Source organism: Streptomyces sp. NPDC050121 (assembly GCF_044460385.1).
Lineage (GTDB): Bacteria > Actinomycetota > Actinomycetes > Streptomycetales > Streptomycetaceae > Streptomyces > Streptomyces soliscabiei.
The window spans coordinates 40658-62776 of record NZ_JBITJV010000032.1; the positions used below are offsets into that span (position 1 = coordinate 40658).

Genomic DNA, 22119 nt, shown 5'->3' on the forward strand with positions numbered 1-22119 from the left:
CATGCCCGCATCCCCGAGCACCGCCCGGGCCATCAACGACCGGCTCGCCCTGCGGCTGCTGCAACACGAAGGCCCGTTGACGGCAGGGCAGTTGAAGCAGCTCACCGGCCTGTCCCGGCCCACGGTCGCCGACCTCGTCGAACGCCTCGCCGCCGCGGGTCTGATCGACGTCGTCGGAGAGACGGGCGAGCAGCGCCGCGGACCCAACGCCCGGCTCTACGGCATCGTCGCCGACCGCGCCCACCTGGCCGCGCTGGACGTGCGCACGGACGGCGTCGCCGTGCTGGTGTCGGACCTGGTCGGCCGGGTGCTCGCCGAGGCGTCCGTGCCGATCGGCGGCGACACGGGCACCGGGACGGCCGTGGAACAGGCGGTCACGCTGGTCGAGCGGACGGCGAAGGAGGCCGGGGCCGACCGGCTGCACACCCTCGGCATCGGCGCGCCCGGTCTGATCGACCCGGCCTGCGGCGAACTGCGCGACTCCGGCGGGCTGCCCGAGTGGCACCGCCGCCTGGTGGCCGCTCTGCAGGAACGGTTCCCGTTCGCCCACGCGCACGTCGAGAACGAGACCAACCTCGCCGCCCTGGCGGAACAGCGCGAGGGCGCCGCCCGGGACCGCGACACCTTCGTCCTGCTGTGGCTCGGCCACGGCATCGGCGCAGCCGTCGTCCTGGACGGCGCCCTGCGTCGCGGAGCCTCCGGCGGCACCGGCGAGATCGGCTTCCTGCCCGTCCCGGGCACCGGCGGCCTGCCCTCGGCGACGGACTGCGAGGGCGGCTTCCACTCCCTGGCCGGCTCGGCGGCGATCGCCGCACTGGCGGGGGAGCACGGCCTGACTTCGGCGGCCGCGCACCCCGCCGAACCGGTGGCGGCGGCGCTGGTACGGCAGGCGGTGCAGCCGGCTCCGGGCGCCGCCGCCGAGCGCTTCCTCGACGCCCTCGCCGACCGGCTCGCCCTCGGCGTCGCCTCCGTCGTCGCCGTCCTCGACCCCGGCTGTGTGGTCCTCGGCGGCGAGGTCGGACAGGCCGGCGGTGCGGCGCTCGCCGACCGGGTGGCCAGGCGCCTCCGCCGCATGGCCCCCCTCCCCACGGAGGTCCGCCCCAGCACCCTCGGCGGCGCCGCAGTCCTACGCGGCGCCCTGCTCACGGCCCGAGAGTCGGCCCAGGAGGAACTCTTCGGGGCGCGATAGCCCCGGAGGGAACTTCTCCGGCCGGAGGCTCTCGGGCCAGCGGGCCGCCGGCCCGCAGGGTTTCGGGGCACGGTGTTGTGGGGGTCGGAGCAGCTGGGGGTGCGGTGGCGCATGGACCGCAGGTTTCGGGGTGGGGTGGGGTGATGGTGGGGTCGGGGTGGGTCACTGGGGGGAGCTGTTCGCTCGGGAGTGCGTACGAGGCCGAATTAGCTCGATCGTGTGATGGTCGGCTCCTGGGTTTGCGGTGGCATAGGCCGTTTGGGTTAGCGTGATCGTGCGACCTGGGACACCGGGTACGGCGTCAGCGTGCGGGGCCCCTGCTCCACCAGAGGATGGTTCAGGGCCTCCCCGTCGCCTCTGGCCGTACCCAACTGGCCAGGCGTGAGGGAACTGGCCTCCCGGGCCCGGACCACGCACAGGATGCGTGTCACCTACCCGGGGTCGAGTACGCCGGGGACCAGCTCGCCCAAGACCGTTCGGGGCGCGCGGCTGAACGGACTCACGCCCGCTCAGTCCACAGGAACGGTGTGGGTTGTGAGGTAGTTCTCGAATGTGCCCTTTCCCACCGCTCGCGCCGGGGCCAGGTGGCCTCCGGTGCGGAAGCCCCGGTAGGCCGCGCCCCACAGGGGGACGTTCACCACCGGGCGCCGCAGGCCGCTCGCCTTCAGGTACGCGCGGGCCAGCGACTCGGCCGTGCGGACCTCGGGCCCGGCCATGTCGTCGACCCGCCCCGCCGGCGCGCCCGTCGCCAGTTCCACGAGCCGGTCCGCGACCTCCGCCACCTCCACCGGCTGGTCGCTCACCCCGGCCGGAAGGACCAGCACCGGCGCCTTGGCCAGCGCCCGGAACAGCTGGACCAGCAGATCGTGGAACTGGGTCGCCCGCAACACGGTCCAGCCGAGCCCCGACTCCTCCACCTGCTTCTCCACGGCGAACTTCGCCTTGTAGTAGCCGTACGGCACCCGGTCCACCCCGATGATCGAGATGTAGACCAGGTGGCCCACCCCGGCCTTGCGCGCGGCGGCGATCAGGTGCTTGGCGGCCTGCTCGTCACCCCCGCGCGGGGTGCTCGCGCAGTGCACGATCGTGTCCACGCCCGCGACGGCAGCGTCCAGCCCGGCCCCGCCCCTGCGCAGGTCGACGGCGTACGGCTCGGAGCGCCGGCTCAGCACCCGCACCTCGTGTCCGTCCGCCCGCAGCCGCGCGGTGACGAGCCGGCCGAGGGTTCCACTGCCACCGGTCACCAGGATCGTGCTCATGCTGTTCAGCCCCTTCGGACACCGGACGCTCCCCGTCGGAACGCCCTTCGGCAGCTGAGACCGAACAGCCCCCGCGGAATGTGACAGCCGCTGCTACACCCGCCCGACCTGACGCTCCACAAAGTCCAGCTTCTCCGGATTCATCACGGCCTGAACCCCCGCGATCTCCCCGCCGAGATACTCGAACCCGAGCGCGGCCATCAGCTCGCCGCCGTCCCCGACGAGCAGGCCCGGCGCGCCGTTGAGTTCGACGGTCGTGAAGGTGGGACGGGTCGTGAAGTTCCGGAGCACGCCGGCCAGGAAGCGCAGCACCTTCTCGCGTCCCAGGATCGGCCGCCGGGCCGTGGTGACCCGGCCGCCGCCGTCGCTCCACCAGGTGACGTCGGCCGTGAGCAGCCGCTCCAGCGCGGCGAGGTCCCCGTCCCGGGCAGCCGTGACGAACGAGGCGACCAACTCCTCCTGCCGCGCCGGAGCCGCCTCGAAGCGCCGCTCCGCCGCGGCCAGCCGCTGCTCCGCCCGCCGGTACAGCTGACGGCAGTTGGCCTCGCTCAGGTCGAGCACCTCGGCGATCTCCCGGTACCCGTAAGCGAACGCCTCCCGCAGCACGTACACCGCCCGCTCCGTGGGAGTGAGCCGCTCCAGCAGCACCAGCATCGCGAGCGACACCGCGTCGCGCTGCTCCGCCGACTCCAGAGGGCCGAGCGCGCCGTCCGAGGTGACGACCGGCTCGGGCAGCCATGTCCCGGCATAGCTCTCACGGCGCGCCCGGGCCGAGGTCAGCCGGTTCAGACAGAGGTTGGTGACGGTCTTCGCCAGCCAGGCGGCCGGATACGTGATCTCCGTGCGGTCGGCTCCGCTGAACCGCAGGTAGGCGTCCTGGACCGTGTCCTCGGCCTCGTGCGCCGAGCCCAGCATCCGATAGGCCAGCCCGAACAGCCGGGGGCGGTGGGCCTCGAACTCGTCGGCGCTCGCGGTCGTCATGGGATCACCCTGTCAGAGCCGCGACCGGCCCGAGGAGACCCGGCGGCGGGCAAGGGCCGTCGTCACCGCCACCGGGCCGCACACCGCAGACCCTAGAAAGGACTAGACCAGTACGTCAATGGGTGGGAGCCGTCCGGGATCGGCCCCGGCCCAAAGCGGGCCTGACGGCCTGTGAGCCACCCCACACCCTTCACCTGTATGGACGCCTCCCGGCCGTGGCACACTGGCCGTGTACCTAAAGCAGCGCACTCCGGGGTCGGTGAAAGTCCGAACCGGCGGTTACAGTCCGCGACCCGGTCGCTTCCAGCGGCCGGTTGACCAGGTGAAATTCCTGGACCGACGGTTAAAGTCCGGATGGGAGGCAGTGCGCGGCGGGCGGGCATTCGTGCGCGCCGCCGTATTTGTACTCGTCCGCGGACGAGTCTGTCCGGCGTCGCCCCCGGTGCCGTTGCCCGTACAAGCTGTCGTCATCGACAGGCCCCGGAGTCCGTGCCCGAAGAGGCAGGAGGACCCGGGAAGTGTTCACCGGAATCGTCGAAGAGCTGGGTGAGGTCACCGCCGTCGAGAGTCTCGGCGACGCCTCCCGCTTCCGGCTGCGCGGCCCCGTCGTGACCGATGGCGCGAAGCACGGCGACTCCATCGCCGTGAACGGGGTCTGTCTCACCGTCGTCGAGCACGAGGGCGACGAGTTCACCGCCGACGTCATGGCGGAGACCCTGAACCGCTCCAGCCTCGGCGCCCTCGGCGTCGGCTCCCGCGTCAACCTCGAACGCCCCACCGCAGTCGGCGCCCGCCTCGGCGGGCACATCGTGCAGGGCCATGTCGACGGCACCGGCGCGGTGTTGGAGCGCAGGCCCTCCGAGAACTGGGAGATCATCAAGATCTCCCTCCCCAGCGACCTCACCCGGTACGTGGTGGAGAAGGGTTCCATCACCGTCGACGGCATCAGCCTCACGGTCGTGGACGCCGGGCTCGACCAATTTACCGTCAGCCTCATCCCCACCACCCTCGCCCTGACCACGCTCGGCCGCAAGCAGCCCGGCGACCCGGTCAACCTCGAGGTGGACATCGTCGCCAAGTACGTCGAGCGGCTGCTGACCACCACTCAGGGGGCGGCCGCTCAGGGAGCATCCCCTCAGGGAGCGGCGCAGTGAACTCGCTGAACTCCGAGGCCTTCGTCATGTTCGACCAGCACATCCTCTGGTCGGACATGATCGGCAACATTCTCGGCCTGATCACCCTCGCCCTGGGCTGGCGGCGCTCCCTGTGGACCTGGCCGGTGCAGTTCCTCTCCGGCCTCGTCCTCTTCGGCGCCTTCTACGGCCACCTGACCGGCAGCGCGGGCAAGCAGGTCGTCGTCATGGCCGTCGCCCTGTACGGCTGGTGGCAGTGGAAGCGGAGCAAGGGCCGGTCCGCGGACGGCGCCATCACCCCGCGCTTCGCCACCTGGCCCGAGCGCGCGGCCATGGTCGGCGCCGCCGCCGTCGGCACGGTCGCCGTCGCCCTGCTCTTCAAGGCCTATCCGTCCCTGTCCTGGGACCCCTGGCCGGACGCCTACATCTTCGTCGGCACCATCGTCGCCATGTACGCCCAGGCGCGCGGCATGGTCGAGTTCTGGATCGCCTGGCTCCTCGTCGACCTCGTCGGCGTCCCCCTGAACTTCGCCAACGGCTACGCCTTCTCCGGCTTCGTGTACGTCATCTACGGCGCGCTGGTCCTGTGGGGCATGCGCGACTGGTGGCTGCGCTCCCGCAAGGCTTCGCAACCCGCTCTGGAAGGAGCGCCGGTATGAGCGCCCACCCGTCTCCCGCCCCCATCCCGAACGAGGCACTTCGCGCCGCCCCTCGTGTCCCGCCGATCCTCTACAGCACGGACGGCATCGAAGACTTCTCCCTCGATCCCGTCGAGCAGGCCATCGCCGACATCGCGGCCGGCCGCCCCGTCGTGGTCGTCGACGACGAGGACCGCGAGAACGAGGGCGACCTCGTCGTCGCCGCCGAGAAGGCCACCCCCGAGATCGTCGCCTTCATGATGAGCGAGTGCCGCGGCCTGATCTGCGCCCCCATGGAGGGCGACGAGCTGGAGCGCCTGAACCTCCCGCAGATGGTCGAGGACAACACGGAATCGATGAAGACCGCCTTCACGGTCTCCGTCGACGCCTGTGCCGCCCACGGCGTCACCACCGGCATCTCCGCCGCCGACCGGGCCACCACCCTTCAACTGCTGGCCGGCGGCGGGGCGCAGGCCACCGACTTCGTCCGCCCCGGACACGTGTTCCCCCTGCGGGCCAAGCCCGGCGGCGTCCTGACCCGCAACGGCCACACCGAGGCCGCCGTCGACCTCGCCCGCCTCGCGGGGCTGCGCCCGGCCGGCGCGATCGTCGAGATCGCCGGCGAGGACGGCCGGATGCTCCGGCTGCCCGAACTGATCCCGTTCGCCCGCAAGCACGGCCTGACGATCATCTCCATCGAGGACCTGATCGCCTACCGCCGCGGCTCAGAGCCCACCGTCCGGCGTGAGGCCGAGACCCGGCTGCCCACCGTCCACGGCGCCTTCACCGCGTACGGCTACCGCTCCACCGTCGATGGCGTCGAGCATGTCGCCCTGGTCCACGGCGACCTCGGCGACGGCCGGGACGTCCTGGTCCGGGTCCACTCCGAGTGCCTCACCGGCGACGTCTTCGCCTCCCTGCGCTGCGACTGCGGCCCCCAGCTCGACGCGTCCCTGGAACGCATCCAGAGCGAGGGCCGGGGCGTGGTGGTGTATCTGCGCGGACACGAGGGCCGCGGCATCGGCCTGCTGTCCAAGCTGCGGGCGTACGAGCTCCAGGAACAGGGCCACGACACCCTCGACGCCAACCTGGAGCTGGGCCTGCCCGCCGACGCCCGCGACTACGGGGCCGGCGCACAGATCCTCGAGGACCTCGGCGTGCACAGCGTGCGCCTGATGACCAACAATCCCGAGAAGACCGACGCGCTCGTCCGGCACGGCATCGAGGTCACCAGGCGCGAGCCGATGCCCGTCCAGGCGGGCGAGCACAACATCCGCTACCTGCGCACCAAGCGGGACCGGATGGGACACGACCTGCCCTGGCTGGAGACGGCCCCCGTGTCCCCCTGCGGCAACCAGTAGCACCAGCAGCACAAGCAGCAGAAACAGCACAGCCGGTAGCACCAGCAGAACCGGTAAGAACAGCACCGAGGAGAGACGTGAGCGGCAAGGGCGCACCGGACCTGTCCGTACGCAATGTGGGTGATTTTCGGGTCGCCGTCATCGCGGCACAGTGGCACGAGAAGGTGATGGACGGTCTGGTCGACGGCGCCCTGCGCGCCCTGCACGACCTGGGCATCGACGAGCCGACCCTGCTGCGGGTCCCCGGCAGCTGGGAGCTCCCCGTCGTCGCCAAGGTGCTGGCCGGACGGGGCTACGACGCGATCGTCGCCCTCGGCGTCGTCATCCGCGGCGGCACCCCGCACTTCGAGTACGTGTGCCAGGGAGTCACCCAGGGCCTCACCCAGGTCTCCGTCGAGACCGGCGTCCCCGTCGGCATGGGCGTCCTCACCTGCGACACCGAGGAGCAGGCCCTGGACCGGGCCGGCATCGAGGGCTCCCGCGAGGACAAGGGACACGAGGCGGTGACGGCGGCGGTGGCGACCGCGGCCACCCTCCGCTCAGTATCTGAACCCTGGCGATAGGCCCACCGGCGATACGGCTAGGGTGGGCCGCACTATGTCCAAGAAGACGTTCGAGGAGCTCTTCACCGAGCTCCAGCAGAAGGCCGCCGACGGCGACCCCACCACTTCCCGCACCGCCGAACTGGTCGGGAAGGGCGTCCACGCCATCGGCAAGAAGGTCGTCGAAGAGGCCGCCGAGGTCTGGATGGCGGCCGAGTACGAGGGCAAGGAGGCAGCCGCCGAGGAGATCTCGCAGCTGCTCTACCACGTCCAGGTGATGATGGTCGCCCGCGGAATCTCGCTGGACGACGTGTACGCCCACCTGTAAGCCGTAGTCACACACCCTTTCCGCACGAACGAAGGAAGCTCGCCTCATGCTGCGCATCGCCGTCCCCAACAAGGGTTCCCTGTCAGGCCCTGCGGCGGAGATGCTGCATGAGGCCGGCTACCAGCAGCGCCGGGAGTCCAAGGAGCTGCGGATCGTCGACCCGGAGAACGAGGTCGAGTTCTTCTACCTCCGCCCCCGCGACATCGCGATCTACGTCTCCTCCGGCCGCCTCGACATCGGCATCACCGGCCGCGACCTGCTGATCGACTCCGGCGCGAACGCCGAGGAGATCCTCCCGCTCGGCTTCGCCCGCTCCACCTTCCGGTTCGCCACCAAGCCGGGCACCGCGACCGGCGTCGAGGACCTCAAGGGCAAGACGGTCGCCACCTCCTACGAGGGCATCGTCGCGGGGCACCTCGCCGAACAGGGCATCGACGCCGCCGTCGTCCACCTCGACGGCGCCGTCGAGACGGCCATCGAGCTGGGCGTCGCCGAGGTCATCGCCGACGTCGTCGAAACCGGCACCTCGCTGCGCAACGCGGGCCTGGAGGTCTTCGGCGACCCCATCATGACGTCCGAGGCGGTCGTGATCCGCCGCACCGGTGCGGCCACCAAGGAGGCCGCCGAGCCGAAGGTGCAGCAGTTCCTGCGCCGCCTCCAGGGCGTCCTGGTCGCCCGGACGTACGTGATGATGGACTACGACTGCCGCGTCGAGCAGTTGGAGAAGGCCGTCGCGCTGACCCCGGGCCTGGAGTCGCCGACCGTCTCCCCGCTGCACAACGAGGGCTGGGTCGCCGTCCGCGCCATGGTCCCCGCCAAGGAAGCCCAGCGGATCATGGACGACCTGTACGACATCGGCGCCCGCGCCATCCTGACCACGGCCATCCACGCCTGCCGCCTCTGAGGCCCGAGAGATCCACGCGACGATGTCCCGACTGCCGGGTGGCGACCTGCCCACCCTTCCCGTCACCTTCCGGCCGGCCCGCACCCGCGCGGTGCTGCTCACGGCCGGGGTGGCGATCCTGCTCACCATCTCCACCATCGCGATGCTGCTGGAGAAACTCGGCCCGGGGGAGCGGCTCAGCTTCATCCTCACCGGCGCGCTCATCTTCTGGGCGCTGGCCCGGCTCGCCCGCGTGCGGGTCGTCGCCGACGACTCCGGCGTCACTGTGGTGAACATCGCAAGCAGGCGGCGGCTCGACTGGGCGGAGATCATCCAGGTGAACCTCCGTCCGGGCGACCCCTGGGTGTTTTTGAACCTCACCGACGGCACCAGCCTGCCCGCGCTCGGGATCCAGCCCGGCATCGACAAGCAGCAGGCCATCGCCGACGCGCGCACCCTGCGGGCCCTCGCGGAAACCCGGTCCGTCCGGGACCCCGAAGCGTCCACAGGGCAAGATCAGGGCTGACTCGGGGCCGCCCACCCTGCCGCTGGAGCCCCTGTCTTGATTAATCTGGTGACGGAGGCGTTCCCCTTGTGCCTCCGCCCCTGTTGTGCCCTGCCGGGCTCACAGGGGTTCCTGCTACCCGAGGAGTGACTCCCTCCGGCGATGGACGGTTCGTCCTGTAGTACCTGCGCCGCCCCCACCCGACCTGGTTCGGAGGCGGCGGCATCATGACCATCCCGTTGCTGCTCCTGGCAGCCGCGTTCCTGCTCATCCTCGCCAACGGCTTCTTCGTCGCCGCCGAGTTCGGCCTCGTCACGGTCGAACGCCCGGAGGCCGAGAAAGCCGCAGCCGAGGGCGACAGACGAGCCCGTACGGTCGTCGAGTCGCTGAAGGAGCTGTCCTTCCAGCTGTCCGGCACGCAGCTCGGCATCACCATCACCTCCCTCGTCGTCGGCATGCTCGCCGAACCGGCGCTGGCGGAGCTGCTGCACACCCCGTTCACCGCGATCGGCATCCCCGAGGGCGCCGTCTCCGGGGTCGCCGTGGTCGTCGGCATGCTGCTGGCGTCCGCCGTGCAGATGGTGATCGGCGAACTCGTGCCCAAGAACTGGGCGGTGTCCAAGCCCCTGCAGGTCGCGCGGTTCGTCGCGGGCCCGCAAGCCGGCTTCTCCCGCCTCTTCCGGCCGGTGATCTCGGCCCTCAACACCGTCGCCAACCGCCTGGTGCGCGCCCTGGGCGTCGAGCCCACCGAGGAGCTGGCCTCCGCCCGCACCCCCGGCGAACTCGTCTCCCTGGCCCGGCACTCGGCCCAGGCCGGCGCCCTCGAACAGGACACGGCCGACCTCTTCGTACGGACGCTGTCGCTGGCCGAGCTGACCGCGCAGCACGTCATGACCCCGCGCGTGAAGGTCAGCGCCCTGCAGTCCTCGGCCACCGCGGAGGACGTGGTCAACCTGACCCGGGCCACCGGCCTGTCCCGGTTCCCCGTCTACCGCGAGAAGATCGACGAAATCGTCGGCATGGTCCACCTCAAGGACGCCCTGGCCGTCCCCGTCCACGACCGGCTGCGCACTCCGCTCGCCCGGATCGCCCGCCCCGCGCTGCTGGTCCCCGAGACCCTGCCCGTGCAGCCCCTGTTGGCCCGGCTGCGCAGCGAGCAGCCCATCGCCGTCGTCGTCGACGAGTACGGCGGCACGGCCGGTGTGGTCACCCTGGAGGACATCGTCGAGGAGATCGTCGGCGAGGTCCGCGACGAGCACGACGGCCACGACACGCCCGAACTCGCCGCGGCCCCGCCCGAGGAGGGCAGGCCCGCCTGGGACGTGGACGGCAGTTGCCGCGTCGACACCCTCCAGCGCATCGGCCTGGAGGTCCCGGAGGGGCCGTACGAGACGGTCGCCGGGCTCGTCGCCGACCTGCTCGGCCGTATCCCGGCCGTCGGCGACCGGACCGAACTGCCCGGCTGGCGGCTCTCGGTGCGCCGGGTCGGCCACTACCGGGCCGAACGGGTCCGGCTGGTGCGCACCGGCGTGGTCGTGGAGGTCACCCGATGAGCGTCCTCCAACTCGTCTTCGCCGCGCTGCTCGTGCTCACCAACGGCTTCTTCGTCGGCGCCGAGTTCGCGCTCGTGTCCGTCCGCCGCAGCCAGATCGAGCCCCTCGGCACGGCACGGGCCCGCCAGGTCCTCTACGGCCTGGAGCGACTGCCGCAGATGATGGCGGCGGCCCAGTTCGGCATCACCGTCTGCTCCCTCACCCTGGGCGCGGTCGCCGAACCGACGGTCGCGGGGCTGCTGGAACCGCTCTTCGAGGGGATCCACCTCCCGCACGGCATGATCCACCCCCTGGGGTATGTCGTAGCCCTGGCCGCGGTGGTCTTCTTCCACCTCGTCATCGGCGAGATGGTGCCGAAGAACCTCGCCATGGCGGCACCGGAGAAGGTCGCGCTGTGGCTCAGCCCCGGTCTGGTCGCCTTCGCCCGTGTCTGCCGGCCGATCACCGTGGCCCTTGGCGCCTGCGCCCGGGGCATCCTGCGGCTCTTCCACGTCGAGCCCAGGGACGAGGTCGAGGCCGTCGTCACCAGCGAGCAGCTCAACCGGCTGCTGGAGGACTCCGGACAGGCCGGGCTCCTCGCCCCCGAGGAGCAGGAGCGGCTGGAGGACGCGCTGGAACTGGGCTCCCGCCCGGTGACGGACGTCCTGTTGAAGCGCGAGTCCCTGGTCACGGTCAGCCCGTCGGTCACCCCGGGCGAGATCGTCGAGCTGACCGCCCGCACCGGCTACTCCCGCTTCCCGGTCGCCGCGGACAACGGCGCCTACATGGGCTACCTGCATGTGAAGGACGTCCTCGACCTGGAGGACTCCGAGCGGGCGGTGCCGCAGCAGGTGTGGCGTCCGATGACGACGCTGCGGTCCGAACTCCCGCTGGACGACGCGCTGACGGTGATGCGCCGGGCGGCGACCCATCTGGCGCAGGTCGCCGACGCGTCCGGCAAGGTACTCGGCCTGGTCGCCCTGGAGGACGTACTGGAGCTGCTGGTGGGCGAGGTCACGGACCCCGCGCACCGGGAACTCCCCGAGGTCCGGCTGACGGAGCCCCGGGCGAGCGACGAGCCGGAGCAGGCGCTGGCGAGCTAGGGCGCCGCTGGAAGGCCGATGCGTTTGCGGTGGCGAGCCGCGGGGTCCGTCAGATCGCCGACGGATCCTGCGGCCCCCGTCCCGACAGCACCTCGCCGTACGCCTGCATCAGGTCCGGCAGCCGCAGTGTCGACAAGTCGTCCCGGGTCAGCGTGCCCGGGTAGGTCGACAGCCGCAGATCGCGGTACGCGCAGCTCTTCTCGTACAGGGTCCGCAGGAAACGCCCGTTGCCCAGCTCGTCGATCCACCCCTGGTCGACGACGTGTCCGGCGATCGAGCGCAGCTCGTCGAGTGCCTCCTCGTCCCACACGTCACCGTTCTCCGCGGCCAGCACCTCGCCGATGGAGGTCAGCTCCAGGGGCCGGTAGGAGGGGAAGTCGACGCGGGTGGTGAAACGGGAGGACAGTCCGGGGTTCGCGGCGAGCAGGCGGTCCATGCCCTCCGGGTAGCCGGCCAGGATCACCACCAGGTGGTCCCGGTTGTCCTCGGCCCGCTTCAGCAGCACCTGCAACGCCTCGTCGCCGTATGCGTCGCCCTTGCCGTAGCCGGAGTTGGAGAGCGAGTACGCCTCGTCGACGAAGAGGACGCCGCCGAGGGCGGAGTCGATCAGCTCGTTGGCCTTCACCGCCGTCTGGCCGAGGTACTCGCCGACCAGGTCGGCGCGCTGGGCCTCCACGAGATGGTCGCCGCCCAGCAGACCGAGGGCGTAGAAGACACGGCCGAGGATGCGGGCCACCGTGGTCTTGCCGGTGCCGGACGGCCCGGAGAAGACGAAGTGCCGCTTCGGCGGCTGGACCGGCAGGCCCTGCCCGGTCCGCAGGCGGGCCATGTTGAGCTGTGCGGACAGCGCTTTGACCTGGCGTTTCACCGGTTCCAGGCCCACCATGCGCTCCAGCTCGGCCAGCGCCTCCTCGAGTAACACGGGGTCCGTGGGCCCGGCCGGCGGCGGCGAGGGGACGCTGTTCTTCTCCCGCACCCCGGGCTCGGTCACCGGCGGCAGCGGGACGACGGGCGGTAGGTCGGAGGGTTCGCCGAGCCTCAGGTCCCGGCCCTCCGTGCCGAACAGCGGGTCGAAGCCGTCCGGCCCGTCCACCATGTCCTGCCCGACCCCGGTGAGCGTGATCGCCGCGAGGTCGGCCGCGTCGTCGTACCCGTCATAACCGTCCCCTTCGGCGATCGCGGCGAGCCGGGCCGAGGTGTCCATGAAGGCGGCGTCGACGCGGTGCACCGCCCGGTACAGGGGGAGGGCCGCCGCCGAGCGGCCGGTGCCCTCGTGGGCCCGGGCCAGCCAGTACCGCAGCTCCTTGCGCTGCGGCTGCTCGCTGCGGCAGCGCATCAGCGCCGCCGAGAGCAGCGGCTCGGCCTGCCCGTACATCTCCAGGCGCACCCGGGCCATCCCGCCGAACAGGCCGGCCTCGATGCCCAGCAGCGGATCGTCGAGCAGCGGGTCGGTGTGCCGGACCAGCTGCTCCCAGTCCTTGACCAGATAGGCGCGGCAGGCGTGCAGGAAGCGGACCTGGTGATCGGTGTCGACGGGCGGGAGTCCGGCGAGCGCACGGTCGAGTTCGGGCACATGGCGGCCGTCCAGCCAGTGCGAGGCGTGCGCGAGGAGCAGATCGCGTGGACTCTCCAGTACCGGTTGAACCCACCAGCCCAGCCAGTACCAGGAGTTGAGCGTGCGGCGGTGCCGGGTGCGCTGCTCGCCGAACCGCTCACGGTGCCGGAACATCCGCAGAAGCGCGGTCGTCGTGTCGACGCGCAGCGCGTGCAGCCCGAGCCAGCCGTCGGCCATCCCGGGATCGATCCGCACCGCGGTGCGGAACTCCTCCTCCGCCTGCGGATAGGCGCCCATCGTGTAGGCGTCCACGCCGCGCAGCCAGGCGAGGTCGGCCGCGTCGGCCGGGGCCTCGGGACCCTGCGTGCCGAAGTCCATCACGTCCCCCACAAACCGTGCCCCCGTCGGTGTGCCGGCGAGTTTCGCCCGTCGGCTGCCTTGGTCGAACCGCTGTGCCGCGGACCGGAGTTGCAAGGTGCGCGCAGCAACTGTCCAGGTCGCACCGAGGGCATCGTACCTGCGTGGGCGTCGCCCGCCGTAGGGTGTCGTACCAGCCGCTCGGCGGGGTGGGAGCAGAGGGGGCGCATCCCGCGCGGTGACCCAGAGTGAGCGATCTGTGTCGCGTCGCGTCCGGAAAAGGGGCGGGAGACGGGCTGCGGACAGAACGAAGCCCCCGATCACGGGGGAACAACCGGGGGCTTCGCGTCCGAGGGCGGCTTCAATGCCGCACATTGAGAACGTAAGACCTGTGCGGCCCGTCGGTCAAGCGGAGTTGAAGCAGTTGGCGAACTTCGAGCGGAGGGCCCTTCACAGGTTCACCACAATGCAGGTGGTCCCTCACGGTGGGTGACATCCTGGTGCGGACCAAGCTCTCCCGCCGGCCCCGGCAGCACCTCGTACCCATGCTTCAACTGCCGCACCAGCAGATCGGCGTACGGTCGTGAGGGATCCTCGGCGAAATGACGGACTTCGGCCGGAACCCACTGGTCCCAGAACTCCCGCTGTTCCTCTCCGTCCCGCGAGCGTCCACGCGCCCATGCCTCCTCGGGCGGCACATCCATCCACAGCAGGCACGCCAGAAACGGCCGCAGGGCACGGCGGCCCGCGCCCACTCCCTCGACCAGGACGACGGGAGCGGCCGGGAGCGGCCGGGTCGGGCCGAAGCGGCGGGCGCGCCAGTCGTAGGCGGCGTAGTGCGCGCTCTCGCCCCGCCCGAAGGGCTCGATCACCTGGGGCAGCAGCCGCCCGGTCCACGCGAAGAGCTCGTCGTGGCTGGCGATGTCGTCCAGACGCAGCACCGGCGCGCCCCCCAGCGCCTCGGCGAGCCGGCCGGCGAAGGTCGACTTCCCCGAACCGGCGTGCCCGTCGACGCCGATCAGACGGACCGGCCCGCAGGACGGGGGCAGACGGCGGAGCCGGGAGGCGAGCTGGCGGATGGCGGGTCCTGGGGTGCGGAGAAGGGGCATCGGTTCGGCGCGAAAGTCTACGGCCGCACCGTCGCGCGCCGCGCCCATGCCAGTGACGCGGCGCCCTCTTCATGGGCGTGGCACGGCAAAGGTGCTGGAAGGCGTGCCCGCCCCCGTTCATAGTGGGCGCACAGCCGGTGCCGACACCTCGGGGGTCATCCGCCCATGAGCAGAGCCGAACAGCCGTCCCGCAGAACGGTCCTCGCCGCCGCGGTCGTCGCGGCGGCGGCAGGGGGCTCGGCCCCGGACGCCACGGCCGCCGACGGGGCCGCCGGCGCGGCCGCCGCCACCGCGGACATGGCAGACGCCGAATCGGCCCCCGCCCGATCCGTCGACTACCGCGCCTGGACCACATACGCCGACTGGCGGGCCGGCACCGCCAAGGGCGCCCGCGCGGTGGCGGGCGTCCGTCCCGGAGTCGCCGTCGCGACCCCGCTCGGCACCGTCGGCTACACAGACCCGCACACCAGGACGACCGCGTCCTGGGAGTACGCGACCTGGACGTCCCCGCTGCACAGGCTCGCCGTCCCCTCGACCGAGGTGATCGCCTCCTGGAACGCGAGCACCCCAGCCGGGACCTGGCTCCAGGTCGAGCTGAGGGGCACCTACTCCGACGGCACGGACACCCCCTGGTACGTGATGGGCCGCTGGGCCTCCGGCGATCAGGACATCAAGCGGACCTCGGTCGACGGCCAGAAGGACGGCCGGAGCTCCGTCGGGACCGACACCCTCGCGATCGACGACGCCTCGACGGGCCTGCGCCTCGTCTCCTACCGCCTGCGTCTCACCCTGTACCGCCGCCCCGGCACCGGACTCACCCCGACGGTGTGGCGGCTGGGCGCGATGGGCTCCGCCGTCCCGGACCGTTTCACCGTCCCCGCCTCCGCGCCCGGCCTCGCGCGCGAGCTGACCGTCCCGCGCTACTCGCAGGAGATCCACCGGGGCCAGTACCCCGAGTACGACGGCGGCGGCGAGGCCTGGTGCAGCCCCACCTCCTCGCAGATGATCATCGAGTACTGGGGCGGTCGGCTCACCCCGGAACAACTGGCCTGGGTCGACCGCTCCTACGCCGACCCGCAGGTGTGCCACGCGGCGAGACACACCTACGACCACCAGTACGCCGGCTGCGGCAACTGGCCGTTCAACGCCGCCTACGCGGCCACCTTCAAGGACCTCCAGGGCGTGGTCACCCGGCTCGGCTCCCTCACCGACCTGGAGAGACTCATCGCGGCCGGGATCCCGGCCGCGACCTCCCAGTCCTTCCTCAAGGAGGAGCTCACCGGAGCGGGGTACGGCACCGCCGGACACCTGATGACCGTGATCGGCTTCACGGCCGGAGGCGATGTGATCGCGGGCGATCCGTTCTCGCCGGACGACGGTGCGGTGCGGCGCGTGTACCGGCGGCGGGAGTTCGAGAACATCTGGCTCAGGACCAAGCGGTACAACGCGAGCGGCAAGGTCGTCTCCGGTTCCGGGGGCGTCTGCTACCTCTACTTCCCGGCGCGTCCGACCGCGCCCCAGTGCGCGGCCCTCACGGCGGTGGGCGTGCCCGTGTGAGGAAGGTCTCGGCCGCAAAAGCCCCGACGGGTGGCAAGGTGGACGGATCGGTGGGGGGATCCACTCGACGTCCGACCTCAGCGAGACACCATGACCGCACAGACAGCCACCACCGCCCGCGCCCGCACGGGCGGCCCCGACGCCGACGGCCCCAAGGTCCTCGAGCACGTCATGGGCTGGGTCCTCGTCGCGGTCGTCGCGATGCTGGTCACCCAACTCGGACTGCTCTGACGGGTGTGACTTGACCCACGGTTGACCTGACATACTGCGGATGTCCCGCCGACCGCCCGAGACCAGGGTCGAAATTGAATATCAGCGAACAGCGCGAAGTTGCCCGTCCCCGGGCACGCGGCACCGAGCGTTCACTGGCGCGCCGCGCCGAACTCATCTCCATCGGACGGAAGTTGTTCGCCGACACGTCCTACGACGCGCTGTCGATGGACGACATCGCCCGGCAGGCGCACGTCGCCAAGGGGCTGATCTACTACTACTTCCAGTCCAAGCGCGGCTACTACCTGGCGATCATCCAGGACTCCGTCGCCGACCTGGTCTCCTTCGCGGCGAGCGGCCTCGAACTGCCGCAGGTGGACCGGGTGCACCGCACCATCGACAGCTATCTGCGCTACGCGGAGCACAACCAGGCCGCCTACCGGACGATCGTCAGCGGCGGCGTCGGCTTCGACACCGAGGTGCACGCGATCCGGGACGGGGTGCGCGCGGCGATCGTGGCGACCATCGCCGAGGGCGCGTACGGCCGCGGCGACATCCCGCCGCTGCCCCGCATGGGCCTGCTCTCCTGGGTGTGCAGCGTCGAGGGAGCCACTCTCGAATGGATCGACCGCCCCGGGCTCTCCCGCGAGGTCATGGGCGACCTGCTGGTGAAGACCCTCGGCGGTTCCCTGCGAGCCATCGAGGAACTCGACCCCTCCTTCCCGGCGCCGAAACCGGCCCGCCGCGAGGACTGACGCGGGTCCTTGCCTCTCCTTTGTCCTTCTCCCCGTGCGGCGCCGGCGTCCCGCGCGCATACTCACAGCGCGAGGCCGTCGGCCGGCCAGGGAGGAGGAGGCCGCCATGCCCCAGCGCGCGCCGACGCCGGTGGACCGGCCGCTGCCCACGGCCGAGGCCCGGGACCTCATGACCCTCGTCCGTGACCTCGCCCGCCGCGAGGTCGCGCCGCGGGCAGCGGAGGAAGAGGAGGCCGGCCGCTTCCCGCGCGAGCTGTTCACCCTTCTGTCCGCATCGGGGCTGCTCGGTCTGCCGTACGACTCCGCGTACGGCGGCGGCGAGCAGCCCTACGAGGTCTACCTCCAGGTCCTCGAAGAGCTCGCCGCGGCCCGCCTCACCGTCGGGCTCGGCGTCAGCGTGCACACCCTGGCCTCATACGCCCTCGCTGCTCACGGCACGCACGAGCAGCGGGCCGCGTATCTGCCCGCCATGCTCGGCGGCGGGCTGCTCGGCGCCTACTGCCTGTCCGAGCCGTCCTCCGGCTCGGACGCGGCCGCGCTGCGGACCAGGGCCGTACGGGTGGGCGACGACTGGGTGATCACCGGAACCAAGGCCTGGACGACGCACGGCGGGATCGCCGACTTCTACACCGTCATGGCCCGCACCGGCGGCGAGGGCGCCCGGGGGATCACCGCGTTCCTGGTGCCCGGCGACGCCGCGGGCCTGAGCGCCGCAGCCCCCGAGCGGAAGATGGGACTCAAGGGCTCGCCCACCGCCCAGGTCCACTTCGACGGTGTACGGATCCCCGACGCGCGCCGCATCGGCGACGAGGGGCGGGGCTTCGCGATCGCCCTGGCCGCGCTGGACTCCGGGCGGCTCGGCATCGCCGCCTGCGCGGTCGGCGTCGCCCAGGCGGCCCTCGACGAGGCCGTCGCCTACGCGAGGCAGCGGCGGCAGTTCGGGCGGCCGATCGCCGATTTCCAGGGGCTGCGCTTCCTGCTCGCCGACATGGCGACCCGGATCGAGGCGGGCCGGGCGCTCTACCTGGCGGCCGCGCGGCTGCGGGACGCCGGCCGGCCCTTCGCCCGGCAGGCCGCCATGGCCAAACTCCACTGCACCGACGCTGCCATGCAGGTCACCACGGACGCCGTTCAGGTCCTCGGCGGATACGGCTGCACCGCGGACTTCCCGGTCGAGCGCTACCTGCGCGAGGCCAAGGTCCTGCAGATCGTCGAGGGCACCAACCAGATCCAGCGGATGGTCATCGCCCGTCACCTGCTGGGTCCGGAAACCCGCTGAACTGTCCGGGTCGCACCTGCGGGGCCGCCAGCCGCACCCACTCCGGGTCGTGGCGCCCCGGCAGCGTGCGGCCCCGGTCGGCCCAGACACGCAGCAGGTCACGGTAGATCGGCGGGTCCTGCGGGGGCAGCGGCGCAGGCAGAGCAGGCAGAGCAGGCGGAGCAGGCTGAACCGATTCCGCACGGACGAGCCGCGGGCGCATGGGGACGAAGAGCGTGCGGTGACGCCCGGGCGCAGCCGAAGAAATGGGGGTCATACCGGGGCAACGCGGAGGTATGACGACAGGTCACCGAAAGATGCGATCGAGCGTCAGTTCGGGACGTGCCCCCGTTCCGGGCCGGTACGCGTCTGTTCCGGGGGCCACGCCTGACGTACCGTCAAATTCCTTGCCCCCAGGGAGGTGTGCTCATGGGCGACGACCGCCCCGTGCCGCTCGACGAGTACCCCGTCCATCAGGTGCCCTTGTCGATGAAGCACGTCGCGACCGGCGACCGCAACGCCTACGACCGCTGCATCTTCCACGTCCTCGACCACCAGGGGCGAGCCCTGCTGATCGCCGGCCTCGGGGTCTACCCCAACCTCGGCGTGATCGACGCCTACGCCACCCTGCGCGTCGGTGATCGCCTGCACGCCGTCCGCGCCTCCGACGCCCTCGGCGAGGACCGTATGCGGCTGGAGGTCGGCCCCCTGCGCGTCCAGGTCGAGCGCCCGCTGCGCGACTTCGTGCTGAGCTGCGCGGCGGACCCGGACGACCCCGAAGGCCTGTCGTACGAGATCCACTGGTCGGCGGACTTCCCGGCCCTGTGGGAGCCGCACCACCAGCAGCGGCGCGGCGGGCGGCTCACGCTGGAGGGTAAGCGGTTCGTGCAGGCGGGCCGGTGCGTGGGATGGCTGCGCGCGGGCGGCGAGCTGACGCGGTTGACGGCCGGGGCATGGACCGGCACCCGCGACCGCAGCTGGGGCGTGCGGCCCGTGCCCGGCGAGGAGGGCGGGCGGCTCGCCCGGGACCACCCGACCGAGGGCTTCCACTGGATCTGGTGCCCGGTCCGTTTCGACGACCGCTTCCTGATGGTCATCATGCAGGAGGACGCGGACGGATACCGCTCCCTGAACGACGCCACGCTCGTCCGCCCGGGCCGCCGCGACCGCCAACTCGGCTGGCCCCAGGCCGAGATCACCTACCGGCCGGGCACCCGCCACCCGGAGCACGCCCTCATCCACCTCGGGGACCTCCGCAAGCCGCTGGAGCTCGAGGCGGAGATCCTCACCTCCTCCCCGCTCGCGATCGGTGCCGGCTACCCGCCGGCCGACGACTGGCAGCACGGCACCTGGCGCGGCCCCCGCTGGACCGACCGCCGCAGCTACGACCTGTCGAGCCCGCACCCCCTGGCCGGGTACGGGGTGACCGACCACGCCGCCCGCTTCCGCCTCGACGGCCGGACCGGCCACGGGATCTTCGAACACGGCTCGTTCGGCCGGCACGACCCGAGCGGCTTCACCGGCTTCGACTCGGTCGCGCCGTAAGGCAGTCGCAGCTCGGCCCCCTGGAGGTCACATGGCCACGACACCCCGCCCCCGCCCCCGCACCAGCACCCGCGACCCCGAGGAGATCGCCGGCCGGCTCACGGTCTGGCTCGCCGCCCGTCTGCCCGGCGCCCGGGCCGTCGACGTCACCGTCCCCGCCTCCAACGGGATGTCCAGCGAGACCCTGCTCTTCGACATCGAGCACCCGAGGCGGCTTCAACCACCCTTCCGGGCCTGCGCGTTGAGGCTCGCGGCCGACCCGTCGGCGTACACGGTGTTCCCGGTGTACGACATGGTCCGCCAGTACCGCACGATGCGCCTGGTGGCCCAGCACACGGACGTGCCCGTGCCGCGCGTGCTCTGGTTGGAGGAGGACCCCGGGCCGCTCGGCGCGCCGTTCTTCGTCATGCAGCGCATCGAGGGGCGCGTACCGCCCGACGTCATGCCGTACACCTACGAGGGCAACTGGCTGCACGCGGCGAGCGACGCCCAGCGCGCACACCTGGAGGCGGCCACGATCGGCCTGTTGGCCCGGCTGCACGATCAAGTGCCGTTGGAGGAGGCCAAGTTCCTCGCGCTTTCCGGTGACGGCGACGCACTCCACCGCCATGTCGAGGCCCAACGCGCCTACTACCACTGGGTCGTCGACGCTCTGCCCCGCTCACCGCTCATCGAGGACGCGTTCGAGAGGCTCACCGACCTCTGGCCGCGCGATCCCGGCACACCAGTGCTCACCTGGGGCGACGCCCGCATCGGGAACGTGATCTACGACGGTTTCGAGCCCGCGGCCGTCCTCGACTGGGAGATGGCGGCCCTCGCCCCGCGCGAGGTGGGCCTCGGCTGGACGATCTATCTGCACCGCTTCTTCCACGACCTCACCGTGGTCTCCGGCGGGCGCGGACTGCCCGACTTCCTGCGCCGCGAACGCGTCGAGGAACGCTACGCACGGCTCACCGGACACACCCCGCGGGACATGGACTTCTACACCCTGTACGCCGCACTGCGGCAGGCGATCGTGATGCTGCGCGTCGCCTACCGGCAGGTGTACTTCGGCGAGGTCGTCGTCCCGGCCGATCCGGACGGCCTGATCCTGCACCACGGCAGCCTGCGGGCCATGGTGCAGGGCAGCTACTGGAGTTGAGCCGGTGAAGCGAGCGCGGAAACGGCGCTCAGGCGGCGGCGCGGGGCAACGTCGGCACGCGCATCGGGCGTGAGGCCGGGCCACCGACGTGCGAGAAGGGCTGCGTACGCCAGTCCAGCCCCTGAGGGAGCGTCAGCAGGAGCGCGGTGTCCTGCTCCTGGGGCTCCACGGACTCGTCCGCGGGCCGGGCCTCGGTTGCCGCGCGCCCCGTCCCGGCGCAGACCGTGAGCCCGAACGGGTTCCACGGCGAGGCGCACAGCGCGTGCTCCGGCAGGCTCTCCTCGTCCGCCAGCAGCGCGATGGGCTGCGCGCAGTCCGGGCAGATCACCCGGTACATCTCGAAGGTGTCGTACGCGTCGAAGTCGTCGGGCTCGTCGGCGTCGAAGCTGTCGGAGTAGTCCAGGTCGGCGGGTACGACGCCCTCCGGCTGGGGCTCGACGACCGACTGGAGCCGCTTGGGCGCGGTGCGACCAGGGCGCTTAAGACTCTGCATGGGATTCTCCCCCTCGGGCTGGGCCGTGAAGGCACTGCGGCCTCGACCACAGCAAGCACTTCCCACCCCGTCTCGGCGGTAATCACGAGGGCATCACGAAGCCTTGACGGGTGCTGTGGCATTCGTCACATGCCGCATGCAGGTGCCGGGTGCCGCTCTCTCGTAAACCGGCTATGACCTGGGGTGCATAGGTATACGCGGAGATCGGGCGCACTGTAGGTTCTTGCGTCATGGAGGAGCTGGACCGACAAATCGTGCAGCTGCTCGTCAAGGACGGGCGGATGAGTTACACCGATCTGGGCAAGGCCACGGGCCTGTCCACGTCGGCCGTGCACCAACGAGTGCGCCGGCTGGAACAGCGCGGCGTCATTCGTGGGTACGCGGCCGTCGTCGACCCCGAGGCCGTCGGGCTGCCCCTGACCGCCTTCATCTCGGTGAAACCCTTCGACCCCAGCGCCCCCGACGACATCGCGGACCGGCTGGCCGGCGTACCCGAGATCGAGGCCTGCCACAGCGTGGCCGGTGACGAGAACTACATCCTCAAGGTGCGCGTGGCCACCCCGCACGAGCTGGAGGAGCTGCTCGGGCGGCTCCGGGCGCTCGCCGGGGTGTCGACGCGGACGACGGTCGTCCTGTCCACCCCCTACGAGGCCCGGCCGCCGCAGATCTGAGGGGTCCCCCGTGC

The 22119-nt window shown here is 71.6% G+C and carries 22 protein-coding genes and 1 riboswitch; of the genes, 17 read left to right on the top strand and 5 right to left on the bottom strand.

What is annotated here, in order from left to right; all coding sequences use genetic code 11:
• Position 1: 1 nt before the first annotated feature.
• Positions 2–1189 (top strand): ROK family transcriptional regulator, encoded by a 1188-nt coding sequence (locus ACIBTS_RS36070; protein ID WP_399324910.1) that lies wholly within the window; start codon positions 2–4, stop codon positions 1187–1189.
• A 509-nt stretch (positions 1190–1698) separates the two neighbouring features.
• Here ACIBTS_RS36070 and ACIBTS_RS36075 read toward each other — a convergent pair.
• Entirely contained in the window at positions 1699–2448 is a 750-nt protein-coding gene (locus ACIBTS_RS36075) for an SDR family oxidoreductase (RefSeq protein WP_399324911.1), read from the bottom strand.
• A gap of 93 nt (positions 2449–2541) precedes the next feature.
• Positions 2542–3429, bottom strand: a complete 888-nt coding sequence (locus tag ACIBTS_RS36080) for an RNA polymerase sigma-70 factor (RefSeq protein ID WP_399324912.1) — start codon at positions 3427–3429, stop codon at positions 2542–2544.
• A 241-nt stretch (positions 3430–3670) separates the two neighbouring features.
• Positions 3671–3801, top strand: a riboswitch (FMN riboswitch).
• A 146-nt stretch (positions 3802–3947) separates the two neighbouring features.
• Between ACIBTS_RS36080 and ACIBTS_RS36085 the strand changes: the two genes are divergently transcribed.
• From ACIBTS_RS36085 to ACIBTS_RS36125, 9 genes are all read left to right on the top strand, one after another.
• The gene (locus tag ACIBTS_RS36085; protein WP_399324913.1) at positions 3948–4583 is read left to right on the top strand and encodes a riboflavin synthase; all 636 of its coding nucleotides are present in this window, start codon (positions 3948–3950) and stop codon (positions 4581–4583) included.
• On the top strand, positions 4580–5221 hold the full coding sequence (locus tag ACIBTS_RS36090) for a nicotinamide riboside transporter PnuC (RefSeq protein ID WP_399324914.1): 642 nt from the start codon (positions 4580–4582) through the stop codon (positions 5219–5221). Before ACIBTS_RS36085 ends, ACIBTS_RS36090 begins: the two co-directional genes overlap by 4 nt.
• The gene (locus ACIBTS_RS36095) at positions 5218–6561 is read left to right on the top strand and encodes a bifunctional 3,4-dihydroxy-2-butanone-4-phosphate synthase/GTP cyclohydrolase II (RefSeq protein ID WP_399324915.1); all 1344 of its coding nucleotides are present in this window, start codon (positions 5218–5220) and stop codon (positions 6559–6561) included. Before ACIBTS_RS36090 ends, ACIBTS_RS36095 begins: the two co-directional genes overlap by 4 nt.
• Positions 6562–6638: 77 nt before the next feature.
• Complete coding sequence (ribH, locus tag ACIBTS_RS36100; RefSeq protein WP_399324916.1) at positions 6639–7124, top strand: 6,7-dimethyl-8-ribityllumazine synthase; 486 nt, start codon at positions 6639–6641, stop codon at positions 7122–7124.
• A 34-nt stretch (positions 7125–7158) separates the two neighbouring features.
• Positions 7159–7431, top strand: a complete 273-nt coding sequence (locus ACIBTS_RS36105; RefSeq protein ID WP_399324917.1) for a phosphoribosyl-ATP diphosphatase — start codon at positions 7159–7161, stop codon at positions 7429–7431.
• A 46-nt stretch (positions 7432–7477) separates the two neighbouring features.
• On the top strand, positions 7478–8335 hold the full coding sequence (gene hisG, locus ACIBTS_RS36110) for an ATP phosphoribosyltransferase (RefSeq protein ID WP_399324918.1): 858 nt from the start codon (positions 7478–7480) through the stop codon (positions 8333–8335).
• A gap of 22 nt (positions 8336–8357) precedes the next feature.
• Complete coding sequence (locus tag ACIBTS_RS36115) at positions 8358–8840, top strand: PH domain-containing protein (RefSeq protein WP_319676485.1); 483 nt, start codon at positions 8358–8360, stop codon at positions 8838–8840.
• 206 nt (positions 8841–9046) lie between these two features.
• Complete coding sequence (locus tag ACIBTS_RS36120) at positions 9047–10372, top strand: hemolysin family protein (RefSeq protein ID WP_399324919.1); 1326 nt, start codon at positions 9047–9049, stop codon at positions 10370–10372.
• Positions 10369–11454 (top strand): hemolysin family protein, encoded by a 1086-nt coding sequence (locus tag ACIBTS_RS36125; RefSeq protein ID WP_399324920.1) that lies wholly within the window; start codon positions 10369–10371, stop codon positions 11452–11454. The genes ACIBTS_RS36120 and ACIBTS_RS36125 overlap by 4 nt, the downstream gene beginning before the upstream one ends.
• A 49-nt stretch (positions 11455–11503) precedes the next feature.
• Here the strand turns inward: ACIBTS_RS36125 and ACIBTS_RS36130 are convergent, their stop codons facing one another.
• Positions 11504–13387: an AAA family ATPase gene (locus ACIBTS_RS36130; RefSeq protein WP_399324921.1), complete on the bottom strand. Its 1884-nt coding sequence runs from the start codon at positions 13385–13387 to the stop codon at positions 11504–11506.
• 437 nt (positions 13388–13824) lie between these two features.
• Positions 13825–14475 (bottom strand): uridine kinase, encoded by a 651-nt coding sequence (locus tag ACIBTS_RS36135; protein ID WP_399324922.1) that lies wholly within the window; start codon positions 14473–14475, stop codon positions 13825–13827.
• A gap of 165 nt (positions 14476–14640) precedes the next feature.
• On the opposite strand from ACIBTS_RS36135, the gene ACIBTS_RS36140 reads away from it, so the two are divergent.
• The 6 genes from ACIBTS_RS36140 to ACIBTS_RS36165 all read left to right on the top strand — a co-directional run bounded on the left by ACIBTS_RS36140 (position 14641) and on the right by ACIBTS_RS36165 (position 20941).
• Positions 14641–16032, top strand: a complete 1392-nt coding sequence (locus ACIBTS_RS36140; protein WP_399324923.1) for a peptidase C39 family protein — start codon at positions 14641–14643, stop codon at positions 16030–16032.
• A 90-nt stretch (positions 16033–16122) separates the two neighbouring features.
• A complete protein-coding gene (locus tag ACIBTS_RS36145; RefSeq protein ID WP_107472667.1) occupies positions 16123–16263 on the top strand; it encodes an SCO1431 family membrane protein in 141 nt (46 codons plus the stop codon).
• 74 nt (positions 16264–16337) lie between these two features.
• Positions 16338–16997, top strand: coding sequence for a TetR/AcrR family transcriptional regulator (locus ACIBTS_RS36150; RefSeq protein ID WP_079663565.1), 660 nt, complete (start codon positions 16338–16340; stop codon positions 16995–16997).
• 106 nt (positions 16998–17103) lie between these two features.
• A complete protein-coding gene (locus tag ACIBTS_RS36155) occupies positions 17104–18276 on the top strand; it encodes an acyl-CoA dehydrogenase family protein (protein ID WP_399324924.1) in 1173 nt (390 codons plus the stop codon).
• 408 nt (positions 18277–18684) lie between these two features.
• The gene (locus tag ACIBTS_RS36160; RefSeq protein ID WP_399324925.1) at positions 18685–19800 is read left to right on the top strand and encodes a hypothetical protein; all 1116 of its coding nucleotides are present in this window, start codon (positions 18685–18687) and stop codon (positions 19798–19800) included.
• A gap of 31 nt (positions 19801–19831) precedes the next feature.
• On the top strand, positions 19832–20941 hold the full coding sequence (locus ACIBTS_RS36165; protein ID WP_399324926.1) for a phosphotransferase family protein: 1110 nt from the start codon (positions 19832–19834) through the stop codon (positions 20939–20941).
• Between the two features lie 28 nt (positions 20942–20969).
• Here ACIBTS_RS36165 and ACIBTS_RS36170 read toward each other — a convergent pair whose 3' ends face one another.
• A complete protein-coding gene (locus tag ACIBTS_RS36170; protein WP_399324927.1) occupies positions 20970–21434 on the bottom strand; it encodes a hypothetical protein in 465 nt (154 codons plus the stop codon).
• 230 nt (positions 21435–21664) lie between these two features.
• Here ACIBTS_RS36170 and ACIBTS_RS36175 point away from each other — a divergent pair, with 230 nt between their 5' ends.
• The gene (locus ACIBTS_RS36175) at positions 21665–22105 is read left to right on the top strand and encodes an Lrp/AsnC family transcriptional regulator (RefSeq protein ID WP_079663570.1); all 441 of its coding nucleotides are present in this window, start codon (positions 21665–21667) and stop codon (positions 22103–22105) included.
• The last annotated feature ends 14 nt before the right edge of the window (positions 22106–22119 follow it).